Raw genomic sequence first — 20,939 nt, 5'->3', positions numbered from 1 at the left:
CTGTTTATCTTTCATCGACGCGCCTGGAGCCTCAATGACCCTTCGACACCGTCGGCCTATCGTCCCTTCGTCACGCGCTGCGTTCGCGGCCTTGCTCGGCGCCGCGTGCGTGTTCGCCGGGACGCACACGGGCGATGCGCGGGCGCAGGCCAGCGGTGCTGCGGGGGTGTCGGAGGCGGCATCGTCGGTGGCCGCGGGCGCGCAATACGCCGTGAAGCCGGGCCAGTCGCTCAACGACATCGCGGGCGAACTCACTGGATCGAAGGACCGCGCGACCCGCGAAAAGATGGCGCGTGCATTGTTCGACGCGAATCCCAACGCGTTCATGGGCAAGGACCCCAGTCGGCTCAGGCTCGGGTCGGTGCTGACGGTGCCCGCTGTGGATGTCGGCGCGGCGTCGGCGTCGGCTGCGGCGAGTGCGGCTGCTTCGGCGCCTGCCGAGAGTGCGGCGGTTCAGGCGCCGGCATCCACTGAAGCCGTCACGCCCGCTCCGACCGCGAGTGCGGCTGCCGCGACGCAGGCCGTCGAGCCGGTGCCGGGTGTGAGCGAAGCGTCGGCCGTCGCCGGCGCGGCTCCGGCGTCCGAGGCCATCGCTACGTCCGCCGCTTCCGCGGCGATGCCGGACAGCGTCCCGGCTCCTGCACCAGCCCCGGCGCCCGCGACGGCGCCCCGCAGCAGTTCGACGGGGATCATTGCGGGTGTTGGCGTTCTGGTCGTGTTGCTCGCGCTGTTTGCGTTGCGCGCGTCGAAGCGACGCCGCGCTCCGGAGTCCGATGCTGTTTCGCGCGATGCGACTCCGCCCGTGACGCCCGTCGTTGGTAGCGCGGCCGCCGGGAGTCTCGACGGCGCCGCCGTGCAGCGCGACGAGGCCGAATTGAATGCGGTGGCGGCGAGCATGGAAGATTACGACGCCGCTCAATCGTTCGAAACGCCGACTGACGAAGAGCCGCGTCCCGTTGCCGACGCCGGGCAGGCTGCATCGGCAAGCGTCCCTCAGGCCGCTGCGGACTCGGCTTCCGCGCTTGCGCGCGAACCCGCGCCGCGTCCGGCGCCGTTCATGCCGGAAGCGCCAGCGGCACGGCATCGCGATTTCGTCCCGCCGTTGCCGACAGTCGCCGCGCTGGAGGCGGAGACAGAGGCCCGGGAAGCGGAGGCACGCGAGGCCGAGGCGCAGGAAACCGCCGCGCGCGAGGCGGCCGCGCGTGAAGCAGCGGCTCGGGAAGCGGCGGAGCGTGAGGCCGCGGCCAAGGAAGCGGCAGCGAAAGAAGCAGCAGCCGTGGAAGCGCGGGAAGCCGAGGCTCGAGAAGCAGCAGCGCGCGAAGCGGAAGCCCGCGACGTCGCCGCGCGCGAGGCGGCGGCCAAAGATGCCGCCGCCCAGGACGCCGCTGCGAGAGAAGCGCAATGGGAAGAGCGGGCCGGCGAAATGGAGCGGCGCACTCGCGAGGCGCAAGCTGAGGACGCCCGTGCAGCGACCGAGCGTGACGGCCGTGCCCAGACCGCAATGGAACTCGAAGCCGCCGCGCGGCAGGCGCAAGCCGTTCAACCTGCGGCGCAGGAGTCGCATCTCGTTCCGGAACTTCCGCAGGAACGGCCGCCGGAAGAACCCGCAATCCACGAGACGCCGGTTGTTCAGCCCGAACCCGCCGCCGCCGAAGAATACGACGACGAACCCACGCCTGCCGCTCGTTTCCCGCAACCGAAATTCCCGCGGGAGGCGATCGAGGCGCTCGGTTCGCTCGACCTCGGTTTGCCGCCGCGCCGGGAATTGTCGTCCGCGCCGCCGCCCGTGGCACAGCCGGTCACGCCGCAACCGCTCGTCGAACCGCACGCCGCACCCGCGCCGGACATCGCGCCTTCAATCGAACCCGAGCCGATGAGACCGCAACCCGTCGCGGAAACGGAGGTCCTGCAGCGCCAGTCCGAACCGGTCGCCGATCCAGCCAAGCCGCCTTTCGCTGCGCAGGAAATCGAGTCGGGAACGGCCGGACCGGCGTCGGTGGCGGGGCTTGGCGCATCGCCGTTTGGCCCGATGCGTCTCGATTTCAGCGTCGATCTGCCGTCCAGCCAGACCGAACCCTTGCCCGCGTTCACGCCGGAGCAGATCGCGACCATCGCGCGCAACAAGCTCGAACTCGCTGCGGAATATATCGATCTCGGCGATCTGTCGGGCGCGCGCACGCTTTTGCAGGAAGTGATCGACTCGAACGATCCCGCGACGCGCCAGCAAGCCGCAGCACTCCTGTCGACGCTCGCGCCGCATTCCTGACATGCGGATCGCGTTAGGCATTCAGTACGAGGGGTCGGCGTTTTGCGGCTGGCAATCGCAGCCGCACGGCAACACGGTGCAGGACGCGCTCGAGCGCGCACTCGCCGAATTCGCGCAGACGCGCCTCTCGACGGTTGTCGCGGGCCGCACGGACACGGGCGTCCACGGGCTCGGCCAGGTGCTGCATTTCGACACCAGTCTCGACCGCACGCCGTTCTCCTGGGTGCGCGGCACGAACGCGTTTCTGCCGCCGACTGTCGCGGTGCAGTGGGCGAAACCGATGCCCGACGATTTCCACGCGCGCTTCGCCGCGTTCGAGCGCACGTACTACTACGTGCTGTACGTGAATCCGGTGCGCTCGCCGATGCTCGCTGGCCGCACCGGCTGGGTCCACACGCCGCTCGACGTTCACGCGATGCGTGAAGCCGTGCCGGTTTTGATCGGCGAGCACGACTTTTCGTCGTTTCGTGCCGCCGATTGCCAGTCGAAGACACCGGTCAAGCATCTTCACCAGATCGACATCCGCGAACAGGGCGATTTCATTCACGTCCGCTTTCGCGCGAACGCGTTCCTGCATCACATGGTGCGCAACCTGATGGGGTGCTTCGTCGCGATCGGCCGCGGGCGGCATCCGGCGTCGTGGATGGCCGAAGTGCTCGACGCCCGCGACCGCAAGATTGCCGCGCCGACCTTCATGCCCGACGGCCTCTATCTCGCCGAGGTCGGTTATCCTGAAAACTTCGCCGTACCGGCGCCCCATCTCGGCAGCATGCCGTGGAGCGCTGTCTGGGCAGACCCGACATGAACGACCCGACACTCCATCGCACACGCATCAAGCTTTGCGGCCTTTCGAAAGTGGAAGACGTGCAGCACGCCGTCGCGCTCGGCGCCGATGCGGTCGGCTTCGTCTTCTACGAGAAAAGCCCGCGTTCGGTGAGCGTGCAGCAGGCAATCGAACTCACCCGTCACGTGCCGCCGCTGGTGTCGTCGGTGGGATTGTTCGTCAACGCGAGCGCGGACTGGGTGCGCGAGGTGACGTCGAAGGTGCGTTTGTCGCTGCTGCAGTTTCACGGCGACGAAACCCCCGAGCAATGCGCTGAACTGGCTGCAATTGCGGGTTTGTCCTATTGGCGCGCGGTGCGTGTTGGACCTGATGCGACGGCAGCCGATTTGGTAGAATCGTCGTTCAAATATTCAGCAGCCGGTGGCCTTTTGCTCGACGCGCTCGTCGACGGCTACGGCGGCGGTGGAAAGGTATTCGATTGGTCACTTATCCCAACAGATCTCGGGCATCAGGCCGTTTTGAGTGGTGGGTTGAACGCTCAAAACGTCCTTGATGCAATCCAGCGAGTGCGCCCCTTCGCAGTCGATGTCTCCAGCGGCATCGAAGTGCCGGGCGCCAAGGGCGTGAAGGATCACGCCCGCATGGCGGCGTTCGTACGCGCAGTGCGCGCGGCGGACGCCGGGTGAATCGAACGTGGCGGCACAGTACCGCCACGTACACCGAGAGAGTGACACAAATGTACAATTTACCCGACGAAAGAGGCCATTTTGGCCAATATGGCGGCGTGTTCGTCTCCGAAACGCTGATCCACGCCCTCGAAGAACTGCGCGACGCCTATGACGTCGCTCGTAAAGACCCCGCTTTCATCGCTGAGTACGAATACGAGCTGAAGCATTACGTCGGCCGGCCGTCGCCGATTTATCACGCGAAGCGCTGGAGCGAGATGCTCGGCGGCGCGCAGCTTTATCTGAAGCGCGAGGACCTGAATCACACCGGCGCGCACAAGGTGAACAACGTGATCGGCCAGGCGCTGCTCGCGCGCAAGATGGGCAAGCCGCGCGTGATCGCCGAGACGGGCGCCGGCCAGCACGGCGTCGCCACGGCCACGATCGCTGCGCGCTTCGGTATGGAATGTGTGGTCTACATGGGCTCGGAAGACGTGCGCCGCCAGGCCGCCAACGTCTACCGCATGAAGCTGCTCGGCGCGACGGTGATCCCCGTCGAGTCCGGTTCGAAGACGCTCAAGGACGCCCTCAACGAGGCGATGCGCGACTGGGTCACGAACGTCGAAAACACGTTCTACATCATCGGCACGGTCGCGGGCCCGCACCCGTACCCGATGATGGTGCGCGACTTCCAGCGCGTGATCGGAGACGAATGCCGCGTGCAGATGCCCGAGATGACCGGTCGTCAGCCGGACGCAGTGATCGCTTGCGTTGGTGGAGGATCGAATGCGATGGGCATCTTTTATCCCTATATCGACGATAAAGCCGTGCGTTTGATCGGCGTGGAAGCGGCCGGCGACGGCATCGACACCGGCCGCCACGCCGCCTCGCTGATGGGCGGCAGTCCGGGCGTGCTGCACGGCAACCGCACGTACCTGCTGCAGGACGAGAACGGTCAGATCATCGAGACACACTCGATTTCCGCGGGCCTCGACTATCCGGGCGTCGGCCCCGAGCACGCGTGGCTGAAGGACGCGGGCCGCGCGGAATACGTCGGCATCACCGACGAAGAAGCGCTCAAGGCCTTCCACGAATGCTGCCGCATCGAGGGTATCATTCCCGCGCTGGAATCGAGTCATGCACTCGCCTACGGCGCCAAGCTCGCGCAGACGCTGCCGAAGGACAAGGTGCTGCTTGTCAATCTGTCGGGCCGCGGCGACAAGGACATGCATACGGTCGCCGAGCGATCGGGCATCCAGTTCTGAGCGCCCGGACGATGCGCAACGTGATCGACGAATCGCTGTCGGTGGGCGCCCTGCAGCAGGGCAAACCCGACATCGACATTCGCAACCGCGATTTCCTGATCGATGCAGTGAACATCCCGGACGCCTCGATCGACCTGATCGTGGCGGACCCGCCCTATGGCCTGGGCAAGAACTACGGCAACGACTCCGACATGCTCTCGGGTGAGGCTTTCCTCGACTGGACCTATGCATGGCTCGACCTCGTGATTCCGAAGCTCAAGCCCAGCGGTTCGCTGTATATCTTCTGCACCTGGCAGTATTCGCCCGAGTTGTTCGTGTTCCTCAAGCGCCGGCTGATGATGGTCAACGAGATCGTCTGGGACCGGCGCGTGCCGAGCATGGGCGGAACGACGCGCAAATATTCGTCAGTGCACGATAACATCGGTTATTTCGCGGTATCGAGGGACTACTACTTCGATCTCGATCCGGTGCGCATCCCCTACGACGCAGTCACCAAGAAGGCGCGCTCGCGCAAACTGTTCGAAGGGAGTAAGTGGCTGGAGCTTGGCTATAATCCAAAGGATGTCTGGTCGGTGTCGCGGCTGCATCGGCAACACGCCGAACGCGTCGATCACCCGACTCAGAAGCCTCTGGAAATCGTCGAGCGCATGGTGCTCGCGAGTTGCCCACCGGGCGGCCGCGTGCTCGATCCGTTCATGGGCAGCGGCACGACGGCGGTCGCGTGCGCGCGCCAGGGCCGCCAGTTCACCGGCTACGAGATCAATGCCGATTACTGCGCGATTGCTGAAGAACGCGTCGCCGGGGCGAAAGTCGTCCGCCTCGCGCCGGCCAGCGCCGTAGCGGAAATTGCACACGCCGAGCCCGCGAAAAGCCCTGCCACCGAAGCCGAATAACGTCTGTGCGTCGCTGATCTGCCGGAAAGCGCGATCGACCGCGCCTTCCGGCATCAACGCATCAACGCATCAACGATTACCGAGAAAATTCTCATGTCCCGTATCAAGAATACTTTTGCGGCGCTCGCCGAGCAGGGCAAAAAAGGGCTGATCCCGTTCATCACGGCCGGCGATCCGAATCCGGAGCAGACGGTCGAATTCATGCACGCGCTGGCCAAAGGCGGCGCGGACGTGATCGAGCTGGGCGTGCCGTTTTCCGATCCGATGGCCGACGGCCCGGTTATCCAGCGGTCGTCGGAGCGCGCGCTGGCGCGCGGCGTATCGCTGAAACACGTTCTGGCGGACGTGAAGCGCTTTCGCGAAACCGACGACAAGACCCCCGTGGTGCTGATGGGTTACGCGAATCCGATCGAACGCATGGGCGCCGAGGCTTTCGCCGCGGCGGCGAAGGAAGCGGGCGTGGACGGCGTGCTGGTCGTCGATTATCCGCCGGAGGAATCGATGGAATTCGGCAAGTCGATGCAGCAGGCGGGCATCGATCCGATCTTCCTGCTCGCGCCCACTTCGACCGACGAGCGCATTGCCGCGGTCGGCAAGGTGGCGAGCGGCTACGTCTATTATGTGTCGCTCAAGGGCGTGACCGGTTCGGCAAATCTGGACGTTTCCAGCATCGCGAGTAAAATCCCGGCCATCAAGTCGCATATGTCCCTGCCGGTGGGCGTCGGTTTCGGTATCCGCGATGCCGAAACGGCCCGCGCGATCGGCGAAATCGCGGATGCCGTCGTGATCGGAAGCCGGCTCGTGCAACTGCTCGAAGAGGCATCGCCCGATACGGCCGCCGAGTCGCTGACGCGCTTCATCGCTGAAATCCGCACGGCGCTCGACTCTGCAAAATAAACTCGCTGTCGCGGCTCCGAGGGTCGCGACAGCCGAATAAAGGGAAGGAATAACGATGAGCTGGCTCGACAAACTGCTGCCGCCGAAGATCAAGCAAACCGATCCGAAAAGCCGCAAGGGCATCCCGGAAGGCCTGTGGATCAAGTGTCCAGCGTGCGAAGCGGTCCTGTATCGCAACGACGTCGAGGCGAACCTGCACGTTTGCCCGAAGTGCAGCCATCACATGCGTATCGGCGCGCGCGAACGGCTCGACGGCCTGCTCGATCCGGAAGGCCGCTATGAAATCGGCCAGGAAGTGCTGCCGGTCGACGTGCTCAAGTTCAAGGACAGCCGCAAGTATCCGGACCGCCTGAAGGAGGCGATGGAAGACACCGACGAAACCGACGCGATGGTCGTCATGGGCGGCGCGATCCATACGCTGCCGGTGGTGGTGGCATGCTTCGAGTTCTCGTTCATGGGCGGATCGATGGGCTCGGTAGTCGGCGAGCGCTTCGTGCGCGGCGCGCGCAATGCGCTCGAACAGAACGTGCCGTTCATCTGCTTCACTGCTTCGGGCGGCGCCCGGATGCAGGAGAGCCTGCTTTCGCTGATGCAGATGGCGAAAACAACCGCGCTGCTGACCAAGCTTTCCGACGCCAGGCTGCCTTTCATCTCCGTACTGACCGACCCGACGATGGGCGGTGTTTCCGCGAGTTTCGCGTTTTTAGGCGACGTCGTGATCGCCGAGCCGAAGGCGCTGATCGGCTTCGCGGGTCCCCGCGTGATCGAGCAGACCGTGCGCGAGAAATTGCCGGAAGGTTTCCAGCGCGCCGAATTCCTGATGCAGAAGGGCGCCATCGACATGATCGTGGATCGGCGCACGATGCGCGAAGAACTCGCGCAATTGATGGCGCTTATGACACGGCAGCCGGCCGACTCGGTCGCCTGAGACAGGGCGATCCCGGCGCCGCGCGCGAACCCGCCAGGTTCCGCGCGGCGTTTTGCTTTGGCGCCCGTTTTTTCTGATTTCGAGACAAATGACCACTTTTCCCACCCTCGACGCGTGGCTCGCCCACCTCGAAGCCGCGCATCCGGTCGGCATCGACATGGGTCTGACGCGCATCGGACGCGTGAAAGACGCGCTCGGGCTGTCCTTCGACTGCCCGGTGATCACGGTCGGTGGTACGAACGGCAAGGGGTCGACCTGCGCGATCCTTGAGACGATTCTCCTGCGCGCGGGTTATCGCGTGGGATGTCACACGTCGCCGCATCTGCTGTCGTTCAACGAGCGCGCGCGCATCGACGGCGCGGACGCCACCGATGCCGAGCTGCTCGAACACTTCGAGGCAGTCGAGGCGGCGCGCACGAGCCTGCCCGAACCCGTTTCGCTGACGTATTTCGAATTCACGACGCTCGCGATCCTGCGTCTCTTCGCGTCTCGCAAGCTGGACGCCGTGATCCTCGAAGTCGGCCTGGGCGGGCGGCTCGACGCGGTCAATATCGTCGATACGGATTGCGCGATCGTGACCAGCATCGACATCGATCACACCGATTATCTCGGCGATACGCGCGAAAAAATCGGCTTCGAGAAGGCCGGGATCTTCCGCGCGGGCAAGCCCGCCATCTGCGGCGACCCAAGCCCGCCGCAGACGCTGATCGACCACGCGCAGGCCATCGGCGCGGATTTGTGGCTGGTCGGGCCCGATTTCCGTTACGAGGCGCAGCCCGGCAACGAGCGCCAGCAGTGGAGCTATATCGGCCGTTCGCAGCGTCGCTCGGCGCTCGCGTATCCGGCGCTGCGCGGCGCCAATCAGCTGATCAACACGTCGGCTGCGCTCGCCGCGCTGGAATCGCTGCGCGACCGCATTCCCGTGTCGGCCCAGGACATTCGGCTCGGGCTCGCCAACGTCGAATTACCCGGGCGGTTTCAGGTGCTGCCGGGCAAGCCGCAGATCATTCTCGACGTCGCGCACAATCCGCACGCCGCCGCCGTGCTCGCGCAAAACCTCGGCAACATGGGCTTCTTCCCGTACACCTACGCCGTGTTCGGCGCGATGGGCGACAAGGACGTCGAAGGCGTCGTCAAGCAACTGAAGGGCGAAATCGACCACTGGAACGTGACCTCGCTGCCGACGCCGCGCGCCGCATCGACGCAAGCGCTCGAAGCGGCGTTGCGCGAAGCAGGTGTCGAGGACGGCCCCGACAGCAGCGTTTCACAGTTCGAAACGCCGGCCGCAGCTTTTCAGGATGCAGTAAAGAGAGCGTCCGAAAATGATAGAATTTTGGTTTTCGGAAGTTTCTATACGGTGGCCGGCGTGATGGCCTACCGGAAATCGCAGCATCACTGAGACGGACGGCCCTAAGACGGGCGACCGCTAGCCTCTCGCACCAAGCCATACATGGGACTTTTCTCGTTCGGCAAGAAAGACGACGCACCTGACGGTCGCGACGCATATTCCGACTCCTCGCGCGGCACGCGTCACACCGTCCGCACGGAGCGCCGGACCCGGCGCACCGAGCGTCCCGACGCCGACGCGATGATGCTCGACCCCACGCTTCCTGAAAAGCAGCGCGCTCGCCGGCGGCTCGTCGGCGCGGTCGCACTGGTGCTCGCCGCCGTGATCGTCCTGCCGATGGTGCTCGATTCGCGCCCGAAGCCCGTCACCGACGACATCGCCATCGACATTCCGAATCGCCCGGCGCCGGCTGCGAAGCCCGCCAGCAAGGAGCCGACCGACGCCGACACGCAAGCGGGCGTCGCGCCGGACGGCCCCGCCGCCGCATCGGATAACGTGGCCGCAGGCGTGACGGCGCCGGAATCGAAGCCCGCCTCCGGCACGGCGACCGCCGCGCAGGCCAAACCGGAACCGAAACCGGCGGAAACGAAACCGCAAGCCAAGGCTGAAGCGAAACCCAAGGCCGCCACGCCGCCCGCGGCGGTCGCGAGCCCGAGCCCGAGCCCGAAGGCGCCGGCGGAAGCAGATGAAGGCACTGCAGCCGCAAACCCGGCGGCGAGCCCCGCCAACACGCCGTCGTCGCCGGCAGGAAGCCGCTTCGTCGTGCAGATCGGCACATTCGACGACGAAGCCGCCGCCCAAAGCTGGGTGACCAAGTTGAAGGCGGCGGGAGTGCCCGCATATGTGGAACATCGCAAGCAGGCCGACGGCTCCACGCGCGCGCTTTTGCGTGCCGGACCGTTCGCGGACCGCGCGGCGGCATCGGCGGCGCTCGTGAAGGTGCGCCAGGCCGGGCTCGGCGGCGGCACGGGCAAGTAGGCGAACGCGACGCAATGTTCACGAGTTTCGACTACGCGGTGATGGCCGTGATCGGGCTGTCCGCGATGCGCGGGATGTGGCGCGGCCTGCTCGCCGAAGCGTTCGGCCTGATCGGCTGGATCGCGGCGCTTCTGATCGCCGGGCATTTCGTCGGCTTCGTTGTGCCCTACATTCCGGCGACCTGGCCCGGCGGTGCGCTGACGCAGTGGGTCGTCGCGTTTCTGCTGGTGGTCGGCGCCGTGTTGCTGGTTTCGAGCGTGTTATCCGCGCTTTTGACGCGAATTACCGAGGTCACGGGCCTCAGGGGCGTCGACCGGTCGCTGGGATTGCTGTTCGGCCTCGCGAGAGGGGCTATATTGGTAGTGGTGCTGGTCGCCCTTGCCGGTCTGACCGAGCTGCCGCAAAAGGATTTTTGGCGCAATGCGTTGCTCAGGCCCGCGGCCGAGCAAGGCGTGCGCGAATTGAAACCGCTGCTTCCCGCTACGCTCGCCGCGTATGTGCGCATCGCGCCGGACACCGTTCCGGACACCGCGCAGTAATTCGAGGCTGGCTACACGAGGAACCGCGACGGCTCGGCGCGCTGCCGATGCGACCCCGACACCGGTTCCGCCGGCTATCGCGCATCCGTCGTTCCGACACCGCCTCTGGACCCGTTTCGACTCTTTGAAGGACATGCCATGTGCGGCATCGTAGGTGTAGTTTCCCAAAGCCCCGTCAATCAGCTCATCTATGACAGCCTGCTGCTCCTGCAGCATCGCGGTCAGGACGCCGCCGGCATCGCCACGGCGAACGGCAACAATTTCCACATGCACAAGGCCAACGGCATGGTGCGCGACGTGTTCCGCACGCGCAACATGCGCAGCCTGCCGGGCAACGTGGGAATCGGCCAGGTGCGCTATCCGACGGCCGGTTCCGCGTCGAGCGAAGAGGAAGCGCAGCCGTTCTACGTGAACGCGCCGTTCGGCCTGATCCTCGCCCACAACGGCAACCTGACGAACTGGCTGCAGTTGAAGGACGAGATGTTCCGCATCGACCGCCGGCACATCAACACCGCGTCGGATACCGAAGTGCTGCTCAACGTCTTCGCACACGAGCTGCAACTCGCGAGCTCGGGCCTGCAACTCGATCCGGCGGCGCTCTTCAAGGCGGTTTCGGGCGTGCACCGGCGCGTGAAGGGCTCGTATGCGATCGTGTCGCTGATCGCGGGCTATGGGCTCGTCGCGTTCCGCGATCCGTTCGGCATTCGCCCGCTCGTGCTCGGCAAGCTGGAAACGACTACGGGCGTCGAGTGGATGGTGGCGTCGGAATCGGTAGCGGTGGAAGGCATCGGCTTCGAGTTCGTGCGCGACGTGGAGCCGGGCGAAGCGATCTTCATCGACAACGACGGCAACCTGCACAGCCAGCAATGCGCCGACAAGCCGTCGCTGAATCCGTGCATTTTCGAACTCGTGTATCTCGCGCGGCCGGATTCGTGCCTCGACGGCGTGCCGGTCTACAACGCGCGCCTGCGCATGGGCGACTACCTCGCCGAGAAGATCAAGCGCGTGCTGCCCGACGTGCCGATCGACGTCGTGATGCCGATTCCCGATTCGTCGCGTCCGGCGGCAATGCAGGTCGCGGCGAAGCTGGGCGTCGAATATCGCGAGGGTTTCTTCAAGAACCGCTATGTCGGCCGCACCTTCATCATGCCGGGCCAGGCGGTGCGCAAGAAATCGGTGCGCCAGAAACTGAACGCGATGGGAATCGAGTTCAAGGGCAAGAACGTGCTGATCGTCGACGATTCGATCGTGCGCGGCACGACTTCGCATGAAATCGTGCAAATGGCGCGCGATGCCGGCGCGAGCAAGGTGATCTTCGCCTCGGCTGCGCCGCCGGTGAAGTTCCCGAACGTCTACGGCATCGACATGCCGACGCGTGGCGAACTCGTCGCCCACGGTCGCAGCGACGACGAAGTGGCCCGCATGATCGGCGCCGATTACCTCGTGTACCAGGACGTGGAAGACCTGAAGCAGGCAATCCGCGACATCAACCCGGCGCTCGGCGAATTCGAGGCTTCGTGCTTCGACGGCAACTACATCACCGGCGACGTGACGACCGATTACCTCGATCGGATCGAGACGGCGCGTCTCGCACCGCAGTCGCAGTCGGACCGCGACGCCGCGAGCGAAGCGCAGGAAGGCGGCATGGCGCGTTCGCAACTGCACCTGCAACTGTCGGTGGAGTGAGCCGTGCACGATGCGGGCGAGGCCCGCATCGTGTTAGCATCGGGACTTGCGTCGATTTGAGATCAGCTTGCGGACGCGGGGCACGGCCTTCATCGGCGTGAACCCCAAACAGCTAAAGCGAAACGGTGGCCTTGCTCAATCGCGAACAGCCGCCCAAGCTTTTTCCGCACAAGCCCGCTTCTGTCGACGCACAAGCGGGCTTTTTTGCGCCCTGTTTTCGGTGAAAGCAGGGCAGGAACAACGAAGGGAAACCAACGAACATGGACGACAACCTGAACTTCGACACGCTCGCCGTGCGCGCCGGTACGCTGCGCAGCGAATTCAACGAGCATTCCGAAGCGATTTTCCTCACGTCGAGCTTCTGCTTTTCGAGCGCCGCCGAGGCCGCCGAGCGCTTCAAGAACTCGGAAGAGGCGTACACCTACTCACGCTTCACCAATCCGACCGTTTCGATGTTCCAGAACCGGCTCGCTGCGCTCGAAGGCGGCGAGGCGTGCATGGCGACGGCTTCCGGCATGGCCGCGATCATGTCGGTCGTGATGTGCGCGCTGCAGCAGGGCGACCACCTCGTCAGTTCCAAAAGCCTGTTCGGCTCGACCGTCGGCATGTTCACGCAGATCTTCTCGAAGTTCGGCATCGAGACCACCTTCGTCGATCCGACCAATCTCGACGAGTGGAAGGCCGCCGTGCGTCCCGAGACGAAGATGTTCTTCCTGGAAACGCCGTCGAACCCGCTGACCGAAGTCGCCGACATCGAAGCGATCGGCAAGATCGCCAAATCGGTGGGCGCGCTTTTTGTCGTCGACAACTGTTTTTGCAGCCCGGCGCTGCAGCAGCCGCTCAAGCTCGGCGCGGACGTCGTCATGCATTCCGCGACCAAGTTCCTCGACGGCCAGGGACGCGTGCTCGGCGGCGCGCTCGTCGGCTCGAAGCAGTTCATCATGGAGAAAGTGTTCCCGTTCGTGCGCAGCGCCGGCCCGACGCTCTCCGCGTTCAACGCGTGGGTGCTGCTGAAGGGCATGGAAACGCTGTCGTTGCGCGTCGAGAAACAGTCGGCGAATGCGTTGGAAATCGCGCGCTGGCTCGAAACCCATCCGGCCGTCGAGCGCGTGTTTTATCCGGGGCTGGAATCGCACCCGCAATACGCGATCGCGAAGAAGCAGCAGAAGGCGGGCGGGGCGATCGTGTCGTTCGAGCTGAAGGGCGCGACGCGCGAGGAACAGCGCGCGAACGCGTGGCACGTGATTGATTCGACGAAGGTCTGCTCGATCACCGGCAATCTCGGCGACACGCGCACGACCATCACGCATCCGTCGACGACCACGCACGGGCGTCTCACGCCCGAAGTGCGCGAAGCGGCGGGGATTCGGGAAGGGTTGATCCGGCTCGCGGTCGGGCTTGAGAACGTGGCGGACATCCGCGCGGATCTGGAGCGCGGGCTGAACGGCTGACCGTTCTTTCACGGCTCGTCAAAGCGCTGGCGCGATAGAAATATCGCGCCATTTTTTTCAGTGCTTGCCGGTGCGCCATTGCCCCGGTGCAATGCCGAAGCGTTTCGTGAACGCATGCGTGAACGCGCTCTGATCGGCGAAACCGACGGTCAGCGCAATGCCGGTAAGCGTCTCGCGCGGGTCGGCGAGCAGCGTGAGCGCCGCGTCGAGGCGCAGGCGCTGAAGATAGCGATGCGGCGTCTCGCCGAACGCTTCGCAGAAGAGCTGATGGAACCGCCGCATGCCGAAGCCGCAATGCGCGGCGAGATCGGCGATGCGCAGCGGCTCTGCCAGATGCTTACGCAGCCACCGGTCGATACGCGCGAAGTCGAGCCCGCGCGCTTCGTCGAGACGCACGTCCGACATCAGCGCGCCGCAGAGATGCGTCGCGGCCTGCCAGGCGAAGCGCGCGTTGGCGGCATCGGCGTGATCCGCTTGCAACGCGACGCTCCGCACGAGCCGCATGACAAGCGGATCGACATCGATCGCGCGCGCGCGCTCGAAGAACCGCTCCGGCAGCGCCACCGACGCGAAGGGCAGATCGAGCACCAGTTGCCGGTTTTCGCCCGCAGCAGAATAGTCGTGGCGTGCGCCCGCCGGAACGATCCACGCGCCGCGGCAATCGATGCGCGCCTCGCGCCCTTCGACGGCCATGTCCATCTCGCCGTCGAGACCGAGCACGATTTGATGAAAATCGTGCACGTCCGACGCCTGCACCGCAACGTAGCGGCGCAGCGTGACGGAGGGGGCGAAGAGCGGCGCGCGCGTCATGCCATCGAACTCAGACGTCCAGCAATTCGACTTCGAACACGAGCGTTGCGTTCGGCGGAATCACGCCGCCCGCGCCGCGCGCGCCGTAGCCGAGTTGCGGCGGAATCGTCAGGCGCCGCACGCCGCCCACTTTCATGCCCTGGACGCCTTCGTCCCAGCCCTTGATGACCATGCCGCCGCCCAGCACGAAGGCGAACGGATCGTTGCGGTCCTTGCTCGAATCGAACTTCTGGCCGTCCGTCAGCCAGCCGGTGTAGTGCACGCTCACCGTCTTGCCGGCGACGGCTTCCGCGCCTTCGCCAACGGTGATGTCTTCGTATTTGAGGCCCGAATCGGTCGTGACAGTCGACATGAATGCTCCCTGGTTGATCCGGCGCCGGGGCGGTTTCCCGCTGCGGCGTTCCGGTGTTTTGGAACCGGTATTGTAGGTCCTATCGGCCGAGGCGAGCGCGCACGGCACTTGCTCGCGTTCCCGGTGCCCTGTCTCGAAAAAAGATGCTCGATTCGCGGTCACGCTGATGGCTCTAGACCGGCATGGGCTCACATATAATGCTTTTGCGTCCTGAAAAAGGCCTGGCAACTTTGAACCAGCAAGGATACCGACTGTGACAACGTCTTTTAGCGGCGCGCTCGAACCCGAACACGCGACATTTCGCGATGCACCGGCCGTCGGAAACGACGGCGTGCTCGTGCTCGATGCGGCGCAGCGCTGCGTCAGCGCCGACACTGTCTTCACCCACATTTTCGATATCGATCCACAGACGCTCGAAGGCCGCGCGCTCGGCGACACCGCGTTGCCGAAACCGCTTATCGCGGTGCTCTCGGCCGCCGCGGATGCCGCGCAGAACGCCAACGGCGCGCAGCGCGCGCAGGCGTCGATCGAGGATGGCGGACTCACGCGCACCTTCACGATTCTCGCGCTGCCGGGCGGCAACACCGTCACGCTGATCGTGTGGCCGGGTGGCAGCGCCGCCGCGCCGGGCGAACCGAACGCCGAGCGTCTCGCGCACCTGCGGGCGGAAGCGGCGCTCTTCATGCGCGACAACGTGCTCTCGGTGGTGTCGCACGATCTGCGCGGGCCGCTCAACGCGATTCACAGCTGGGGCTACGTGCTCGAGCGCAAGATCGACGCCGCTGATCCGGCTGCGCAGCGCGCACTCGCCGGCATCCGCTCGGGCGTCGAGCAGCAGGTGAAGCTGATCGAGCAGACCGTCGATACGACGCGTGCCGAAACCAAGACGCTCGCACTGTCGCTTGCGCCTGCCGCGATCCGGCCGCTCATCGAACACAGCGCGGCGCTCGCGCGCGCGAGCCTTGCCAATGCGCGCGGCGTCACGCTGAGCGTCGATTCGCCGCTCGCCGAGGAACAGGCCGAAGGCGACGCCGAACGTCTAACGCAGGCGATCTGGCTGATGCTCGTGTTCGCGACGGAAGCGAGCGCACGCGGCGGCTCGGTCGTGCTCGCGAGCCAGGTGGAAGGCAGCACGTGGCGCACGGAAGTGCGCTACACGGTGTCGGCGCCTGCGCTCGTCGACAAGCAGTTGCCGCATGCGCTCGAAGCATTTGCGCGCCGGCAGGCGACTCAGCCGCGCGAGGCAGGGCGCATCGCGTGGGGACTCGCGCTCTGCAAGCGGGTCGCGGAGGCGCACGGCGGCAGTTTCGACCACGCCGACGTCATCGACGGCGCGGCCGTATCGATGAACCTGCGCGTGCCGCTCTCCGGCATGTAGCGGCGCGCAAGACGACCCGGGAGCGGTGCGCACGATGCAGCAGCGGGCGAAACCGGCCGGAAACTTAGGCCGGTCTTACGCTCGCACCGCCTTACGCCCATATACTGACGCTTTCCATTTCCGGAGAGAGTTGCTTTGGCTCAGGTTGTCGCGCTCATCGGCGCAATGTTGCTCGTCGCGTTGAACGGTTTCTTCGTTGCGGCGGAGTTCGGGCTCGTCAAGCTGCGTGCGACGCGCGTCAAGGCCATCGCGCGAACCAATGGCCTGCCCGGCCGCCTGCTCGCGAAGGTCCACGGGCAGCTCGATGCGTATCTCTCCGCGTGTCAGCTCGGCATCACGCTCGCTTCGCTCGGGCTCGGCTGGATCGGCGAACCGGCGTTCGCCACGCTGCTGCATCCCCTGTTCGCGCTCTTCGGCATCGATTCCGAGAAGCTCATCGACTCGATCTCGCTCTTCTTCGCGTTTTCCGTCATTTCGTTCCTGCATATCGTCGTAGGCGAACTCGCGCCGAAGTCGTGGGCGATCCGCCGTGCCGAACAGGTCGGCCTCTGGCTCGCGATGCCGCTCTACGGCTTCTACTGGCTGATGTATCCGTTCATCTGGGTGCTGAACGCGAGCGCGAACGCGGTGCTGCGCCTGTTCGGGCTGTCGGCGGAGCACGGCCACGACGCACACTATTCCACCGACGAGCTCAAGCTGATCCTGCGCGGCCCGCGGCTTGGCGGCGCGTCGTCGTATAACGCGGACGAGTGGAACACCATCGCGCATTCGCTCGATTTCAGCCGCATGACGGTGTCGGACCTGATGCGGCCGGCGCACGAGATGATCGGCCTGCGCAACGACCTGCCGATGCGCGACAACCTTGCCGTCATCGCGCGCCATCGTTTCAGCCGCTATCCGCTTTTCGCCGACGCATCCGGCGAGCGCGTGCTCGGCATGATCCATCTGAAAGACCTGTTGCTCGCGCGGGAGAGCGAGGGGCGCGGCATCACGCTCGGCTTTCCGAAGCAGCAGACGGTCAAGGTCGACAAGCTCGAAAAATACACGCGCCCGGTGCAGTACGTGTCGCCGGGCCTGTCGGCGCTGGAACTGTTCCGGCGCTTTCGCAAGGGCGCACCGCATTTTGCGCTGGTCGGGCGCAAGGGCTCGAAGCCGATCGGCTTCCTCACGCTCGACAACCTGCTCGGCGCGCTCGTCGGGCAGATCCACGACGAGTTCCGCCAGGGCGACGCCGACTGGTCGCGCATGGACGACGGCACGCTGATGGGCAAGGGCAGCTTGCCGGTGGTGTCGCTGGAGCGGGCGCTCGGCATCGATATCGACGAGGGGCGCGCGGAGTCGGTGGGCGGACTCGTGATCAACGCGCTCGGCGACCTGCCGAGCGAAGGCCAGCGTGTGGAGTTCGACCGCTTCGATATCGTCGTGAAGAAGATGAACGGGCCGCGGATCGTGCTCGTGCGGGTGTATCCGCGCGAGGAGGCGCTGGAGGAGGCGGACTAGCTTGAGCGCACCCCTTCCTCGACGAGCAGCGCCACCGGCATCGCCGTGAGCGTATCGCGCACGAAGAGACGCTGTCCCTCCGCCTTCGGCGCTCCAGTACTCATCCAGTCGAAGAGCGCGCGCGAGCCGAGCGCATCGGGCAGGATCACCGCCGTATCGCCCCAGCGTGCCGGCTCGACGAGCGGCACGTCGCCGTCCTTCGAGAGCAGCGGCTCCGCGAGCCGCGTCGCAATGACGATCGCATACGCGCTGCCCGCGTGCCGCGCATAGGCGATCACGCGACCAGCGTGCTCGCCGGTCACTTCGAGCGGAAGATACTCGCCCTGCGCGAACAGCGACGCCGCGTGATGCCGCAACGCCAGCGAGCGCCGCACGAGCGCGAGCTTCACGCGTCCGTCGCGCCAGTTCGCCAGTTGCTCCGACGGCGGACCTTTTTCCTCGCCTTCCGCCAGCCACGCACGCCGCTTCTCGAAATCCACGGGGCGCCGGTTGTCCGGATCGACGAGACTGAAGTCCCACAGTTCGGTACCCTGATAAAGATCGGGCACGCCCGGCGACGTCAGCCGCAGCAGGGTCTGCTGGAAACTGTTGATCGCCCCGGCCCGCGCGATGCGTGCGGCGAATTCCGGCAACTCGCGCAGGAAACCGTCGCGTCGCTGCGGCGCGACGATGTCGAACAGAAAGTCGCGGCAGGCCTTTTCGTAGGCCTCGTCGGGCGCGAACCAGCTCGTGCGCAGTTTCGCTTCCCGCAACGCCTTAAGTTGCCATTGCGCAACGCGCTCGGCCAGTTCCTTCACGCCGGCGTCGTCGCCCGGCGAGAGATCGGGCGGCCAGCAGCCGACGAGCGTCTGATACAGCATCGCCTCCGCATCCGGACCGGGCGCCCAGTTGGCGTCGTCGCCGCCGAGCATCCGGCGCAGCGGCGTGTTAAGCGTGGACCAGTTGTGCAGCGTCGTCGCCCATTCTTTCGGGATTTCGCTCAAAGCGGCAATACGCGCGCGCACATCCTCGCCGCGCTTGTGATCGTGCGTCGCGGTGGCGAGCATCGCGTGGGGAAACGACTTCACGCGCTCGGCGTTCGTCTCGTGAAACTCGTCGACGGACAACGCGAACTCGCCCGGATCGGCGCCCACTTCGTTGCGCGACAAAAGCCGCCCATACCGATAGCAAGCCGTATCCTCCACCGCCTTCGCGGCCACCGGCGACGTCAGTTGCGAGAAGAGCGTCTGCGCGCTGCGCCGTTGCGAGCCGCTCGCGCCGGGCACGTTCTGCTGCTGCGCCGCCTGGTTCCGGTCGCGGTCGCGTCCGCGCTCCGCGGCGCGGTCGCGCGGCTTGTCGGCGACGGGCGCTTCGTCAGCGAGCTTGCCGCCGAGCCACTGCGCGACCTGATCGAGCACGACGTGATCCGCCCGCGACAGCACGGCCCGCGCGGCTTCCAGCGCCTGCGAGAAATAAGGCTCGTCTTCGGCGCTGCGCACGGCGTTGACGGGATAGATGCGATACACCGGAAACTGCACGACGAGTTCGCCCACCACGCGGCGCAGCGATGAAAACGTGAAATCGCGCGTGGTGGTCGCGTCGCGGGCGATCCGGTGCAGCGCACGCGCCACGCGATCCAGTTCCGCCGACAGGTTTTCCGCCAGGATCTTGCGGCGCGCGACGAGCGCTTCGTCGGCGAATTCGGCGCTGCGGCCGGTCAGTTGAGCCCAGGCTTGCGCGAGCGGCTCGGCGCCGCGCGGGTCGTGAAGCAGCGCGCCGACGTCGTTCATGAAGTCGTAGCCGGTCGTGCCGTCGACCTGCCAGTCGCGGCGCAACGGCTCGCCGCGCGCGAGGATCTTCTCGACGACGAAATACGTCCGCCCGTTGCCGTGCTGCAAGGCGGGCGGGCGCTGCGGCGCGAGTTCTTCGAGCCGCTGGCGCAGCCGCTGGCAATATTCGCGCGGCTCGGCGAGGCCGTCGACGTGATCGATGCGCACGCCGTCGATCAGGCCCTCGGTGAAGAGCCGGAAAATCAGCGCATGCGACGCCTCGAACACTTCCGGACGCTCGACACGCACCCCGCCGAGCGTGCTGACGTCGAAAAAACGCCGCCAGTTGACTTCGTCGGCAGCGGTGCGCCACCACGCGAGGCGGAAGTGCTGGCGCTCCAGCAGACGGTGCAACCGCTCGCGGCCTTGCGGCGAATCGGCGGAATGCGCGGCGAGCGTCGCGGCGATCGCCGCCTGGCCGCCTTCGGTCGCGGCGAGCGTCACCAGCGCGGCGCGCGCATCGGCGGCCCTCGGCTGGTCGGCAGGCTGGGTCGTGAGGCCAGTGAAGCGCTGTCCGAGTTCGGGCGCTTCCTGCAGGATCGACGGGTAGTCGACCGGGCAGACCGGGAACGTGTTCGTGTAGTACTCGATCACGAACCGCCCTTCGTCCGGCCGGAACGCGAGCTTGATCTTGCCGCCCTGCAGTTCCTCGCCGTAGGACGCGCCGAGGAACGGCGCGAGCACCTTGCCGCGCAGCGCGGGATCGGGGGAATGCCAGTCCACGTCGAAAAAGCGCGCGTGCGTCGCGTGCCGGCCCCATTCGAGAATATCGAGCCACCACTCGTTTTCCGAGCCGCCGACGCCCATGTGATTCGGCACCACGTCGACGATCAGCCCCATCTCGTGGGCGCGCAGCTTCTCGACGAAGCGCCGGAGCGCTTGCTCGCCGCCGAGTTCCGGGTTCACACGCGTGTAGTCGACGGTGTCGTAGCCGTGCGTCGAGCCGCTTGTCGCCGTCGTGATCGGCGACGCGTACGCGTGGCTGATCCCGAGCGCGGCGAAGTAGTCGACTTGAGCGGCGGCGTCGTCGAAGGTGAAGCCCTTGTGAAGCTGCAGCCGGAGCGTGGAGCGCGGTACGGTCATGGTGTTTCGGTCGGTGGTGGATTCAGCGTGGAGCGCTCGCGTGCGCTGGCGACGGCGAGCAGCCGGTCGGCGAATGCATCGTCGAGAAACAGTTCGTCGACCGGCGCGACGAGGCGCCGGCGCCAGTTCGGATGCTCGTCGATGGAGCCGGGAAGGTTCGGCTGGTCCGCGAGCGCGAGCAGGTCTTCGAGCGGGTAGGTGACGAGCGGCGCAGGCGTCGCGGCGACGAACGCGAGCGCTTCGTCGACCGGTGCGCTCTCGACGGGCGGCGCGGTGACGTCGGGCGGCGCGACGCCGGCGTCCTGGAA

At 66.0% G+C, this 20,939-nt stretch carries 18 protein-coding genes; 14 read left to right on the top strand and 4 right to left on the bottom strand.

Annotated elements, in window-relative coordinates:
- Positions 1 to 34: 34 nt before the first annotated feature.
- The 12 genes from AWB81_RS29625 to AWB81_RS29570 all read left to right on the top strand — a co-directional run bounded on the left by AWB81_RS29625 (position 35) and on the right by AWB81_RS29570 (position 13,700).
- Positions 35 to 2,266, top strand: coding sequence for a FimV/HubP family polar landmark protein (locus AWB81_RS29625; protein WP_087135276.1), 2,232 nt, complete (start codon positions 35 to 37; stop codon positions 2,264 to 2,266).
- 1 nt (position 2,267) lies between these two features.
- Positions 2,268 to 3,071 (top strand): tRNA pseudouridine(38-40) synthase TruA, encoded by an 804-nt coding sequence (truA, locus tag AWB81_RS29620; RefSeq protein ID WP_062640259.1) that lies wholly within the window; start codon positions 2,268 to 2,270, stop codon positions 3,069 to 3,071.
- The gene (locus AWB81_RS29615; protein ID WP_062640257.1) at positions 3,068 to 3,736 is read left to right on the top strand and encodes a phosphoribosylanthranilate isomerase; all 669 of its coding nucleotides are present in this window, start codon (positions 3,068 to 3,070) and stop codon (positions 3,734 to 3,736) included. Before truA ends, AWB81_RS29615 begins: the two co-directional genes overlap by 4 nt.
- A 50-nt stretch (positions 3,737 to 3,786) precedes the next feature.
- Positions 3,787 to 4,980, top strand: coding sequence for a tryptophan synthase subunit beta (trpB, locus tag AWB81_RS29610; protein WP_062640255.1), 1,194 nt, complete (start codon positions 3,787 to 3,789; stop codon positions 4,978 to 4,980).
- A gap of 11 nt (positions 4,981 to 4,991) precedes the next feature.
- Entirely contained in the window at positions 4,992 to 5,873 is an 882-nt protein-coding gene (locus AWB81_RS29605; protein WP_062640253.1) for a DNA-methyltransferase, read from the top strand.
- Between the two features lie 93 nt (positions 5,874 to 5,966).
- Positions 5,967 to 6,770, top strand: coding sequence for a tryptophan synthase subunit alpha (gene trpA, locus AWB81_RS29600; protein WP_062640251.1), 804 nt, complete (start codon positions 5,967 to 5,969; stop codon positions 6,768 to 6,770).
- A gap of 55 nt (positions 6,771 to 6,825) precedes the next feature.
- Positions 6,826 to 7,698, top strand: a complete 873-nt coding sequence (gene accD, locus AWB81_RS29595) for an acetyl-CoA carboxylase, carboxyltransferase subunit beta (protein WP_062640249.1) — start codon at positions 6,826 to 6,828, stop codon at positions 7,696 to 7,698.
- An 88-nt stretch (positions 7,699 to 7,786) separates the two neighbouring features.
- Positions 7,787 to 9,097 (top strand): bifunctional tetrahydrofolate synthase/dihydrofolate synthase, encoded by a 1,311-nt coding sequence (folC, locus tag AWB81_RS29590; protein WP_062640247.1) that lies wholly within the window; start codon positions 7,787 to 7,789, stop codon positions 9,095 to 9,097.
- A 51-nt stretch (positions 9,098 to 9,148) separates the two neighbouring features.
- On the top strand, positions 9,149 to 10,024 hold the full coding sequence (locus AWB81_RS29585) for an SPOR domain-containing protein (RefSeq protein WP_062640245.1): 876 nt from the start codon (positions 9,149 to 9,151) through the stop codon (positions 10,022 to 10,024).
- 14 nt (positions 10,025 to 10,038) lie between these two features.
- The gene (locus tag AWB81_RS29580) at positions 10,039 to 10,563 is read left to right on the top strand and encodes a CvpA family protein (protein WP_062640243.1); all 525 of its coding nucleotides are present in this window, start codon (positions 10,039 to 10,041) and stop codon (positions 10,561 to 10,563) included.
- A gap of 138 nt (positions 10,564 to 10,701) precedes the next feature.
- Entirely contained in the window at positions 10,702 to 12,249 is a 1,548-nt protein-coding gene (gene purF, locus AWB81_RS29575; protein ID WP_062640241.1) for an amidophosphoribosyltransferase, read from the top strand.
- A 260-nt stretch (positions 12,250 to 12,509) separates the two neighbouring features.
- On the top strand, positions 12,510 to 13,700 hold the full coding sequence (locus AWB81_RS29570; protein WP_062640239.1) for an O-succinylhomoserine sulfhydrylase: 1,191 nt from the start codon (positions 12,510 to 12,512) through the stop codon (positions 13,698 to 13,700).
- Positions 13,701 to 13,757: 57 nt separating this feature from the next.
- On the opposite strand, the gene AWB81_RS29565 is transcribed toward AWB81_RS29570, so the two are convergent.
- Positions 13,758 to 14,510 (bottom strand): AraC family transcriptional regulator, encoded by a 753-nt coding sequence (locus AWB81_RS29565; RefSeq protein ID WP_062640237.1) that lies wholly within the window; start codon positions 14,508 to 14,510, stop codon positions 13,758 to 13,760.
- A gap of 10 nt (positions 14,511 to 14,520) precedes the next feature.
- Positions 14,521 to 14,862 carry an FKBP-type peptidyl-prolyl cis-trans isomerase gene (locus tag AWB81_RS29560; protein ID WP_062640235.1) on the bottom strand — a complete coding sequence of 114 codons (342 nt, stop codon included), beginning with the start codon at positions 14,860 to 14,862 and terminating at the stop codon, positions 14,521 to 14,523.
- A 253-nt stretch (positions 14,863 to 15,115) separates the two neighbouring features.
- Here AWB81_RS29560 and AWB81_RS29555 point away from each other — a divergent pair, with 253 nt between their 5' ends.
- Entirely contained in the window at positions 15,116 to 16,240 is a 1,125-nt protein-coding gene (locus AWB81_RS29555; RefSeq protein WP_327372691.1) for a sensor histidine kinase, read from the top strand.
- Between the two features lie 135 nt (positions 16,241 to 16,375).
- A complete protein-coding gene (locus tag AWB81_RS29550) occupies positions 16,376 to 17,740 on the top strand; it encodes a hemolysin family protein (RefSeq protein WP_062640233.1) in 1,365 nt (454 codons plus the stop codon).
- Here AWB81_RS29550 and treY read toward each other — a convergent pair.
- Positions 17,737 to 20,631 (bottom strand): malto-oligosyltrehalose synthase, encoded by a 2,895-nt coding sequence (gene treY, locus AWB81_RS29545; RefSeq protein WP_062640231.1) that lies wholly within the window; start codon positions 20,629 to 20,631, stop codon positions 17,737 to 17,739. The genes AWB81_RS29550 and treY overlap by 4 nt on opposite strands.
- A partial coding sequence (locus tag AWB81_RS29540) for a 4-alpha-glucanotransferase (protein WP_200822573.1) occupies positions 20,628 to 20,939 on the bottom strand: 312 nt, incomplete at its 5' end. The genes AWB81_RS29540 and treY, both read right to left, overlap by 4 nt.

It is taken from the genome of Caballeronia arationis (genome assembly GCF_001544975.2).
Classification (GTDB): domain Bacteria; phylum Pseudomonadota; class Gammaproteobacteria; order Burkholderiales; family Burkholderiaceae; genus Caballeronia; species Caballeronia arationis.
The sequence above is the reverse complement of the archived record's forward strand: the minus strand, read 5'-3'. Positions and strand labels throughout refer to the sequence as shown.

Excerpts from the sequence above, each read along its gene's own strand:
- AWB81_RS29625 (WP_087135276.1), top strand. The coding sequence starts at position 35 with ATGACCCTTCGACACCGTCGGCCTATCGTCCCTTCGTCACGCGCTGCG.
- truA (WP_062640259.1), top strand. The coding sequence starts at position 2,268 with ATGCGGATCGCGTTAGGCATTCAGTACGAGGGGTCGGCGTTTTGCGGC.
- AWB81_RS29615 (WP_062640257.1), top strand. The coding sequence starts at position 3,068 with ATGAACGACCCGACACTCCATCGCACACGCATCAAGCTTTGCGGCCTT.
- trpB (WP_062640255.1), top strand. The coding sequence starts at position 3,787 with ATGTACAATTTACCCGACGAAAGAGGCCATTTTGGCCAATATGGCGGC.
- AWB81_RS29605 (WP_062640253.1), top strand. The coding sequence starts at position 4,992 with ATGCGCAACGTGATCGACGAATCGCTGTCGGTGGGCGCCCTGCAGCAG.
- trpA (WP_062640251.1), top strand. The coding sequence starts at position 5,967 with ATGTCCCGTATCAAGAATACTTTTGCGGCGCTCGCCGAGCAGGGCAAA.
- accD (WP_062640249.1), top strand. The coding sequence starts at position 6,826 with ATGAGCTGGCTCGACAAACTGCTGCCGCCGAAGATCAAGCAAACCGAT.
- folC (WP_062640247.1), top strand. The coding sequence starts at position 7,787 with ATGACCACTTTTCCCACCCTCGACGCGTGGCTCGCCCACCTCGAAGCC.
- AWB81_RS29585 (WP_062640245.1), top strand. The coding sequence starts at position 9,149 with ATGGGACTTTTCTCGTTCGGCAAGAAAGACGACGCACCTGACGGTCGC.
- AWB81_RS29580 (WP_062640243.1), top strand. The coding sequence starts at position 10,039 with ATGTTCACGAGTTTCGACTACGCGGTGATGGCCGTGATCGGGCTGTCC.
- purF (WP_062640241.1), top strand. The coding sequence starts at position 10,702 with ATGTGCGGCATCGTAGGTGTAGTTTCCCAAAGCCCCGTCAATCAGCTC.
- AWB81_RS29570 (WP_062640239.1), top strand. The coding sequence starts at position 12,510 with ATGGACGACAACCTGAACTTCGACACGCTCGCCGTGCGCGCCGGTACG.
- AWB81_RS29565 (WP_062640237.1), bottom strand. The coding sequence starts at position 14,510 with ATGACGCGCGCGCCGCTCTTCGCCCCCTCCGTCACGCTGCGCCGCTAC.
- AWB81_RS29560 (WP_062640235.1), bottom strand. The coding sequence starts at position 14,862 with ATGTCGACTGTCACGACCGATTCGGGCCTCAAATACGAAGACATCACC.
- treY (WP_062640231.1), bottom strand. The coding sequence starts at position 20,631 with ATGACCGTACCGCGCTCCACGCTCCGGCTGCAGCTTCACAAGGGCTTC.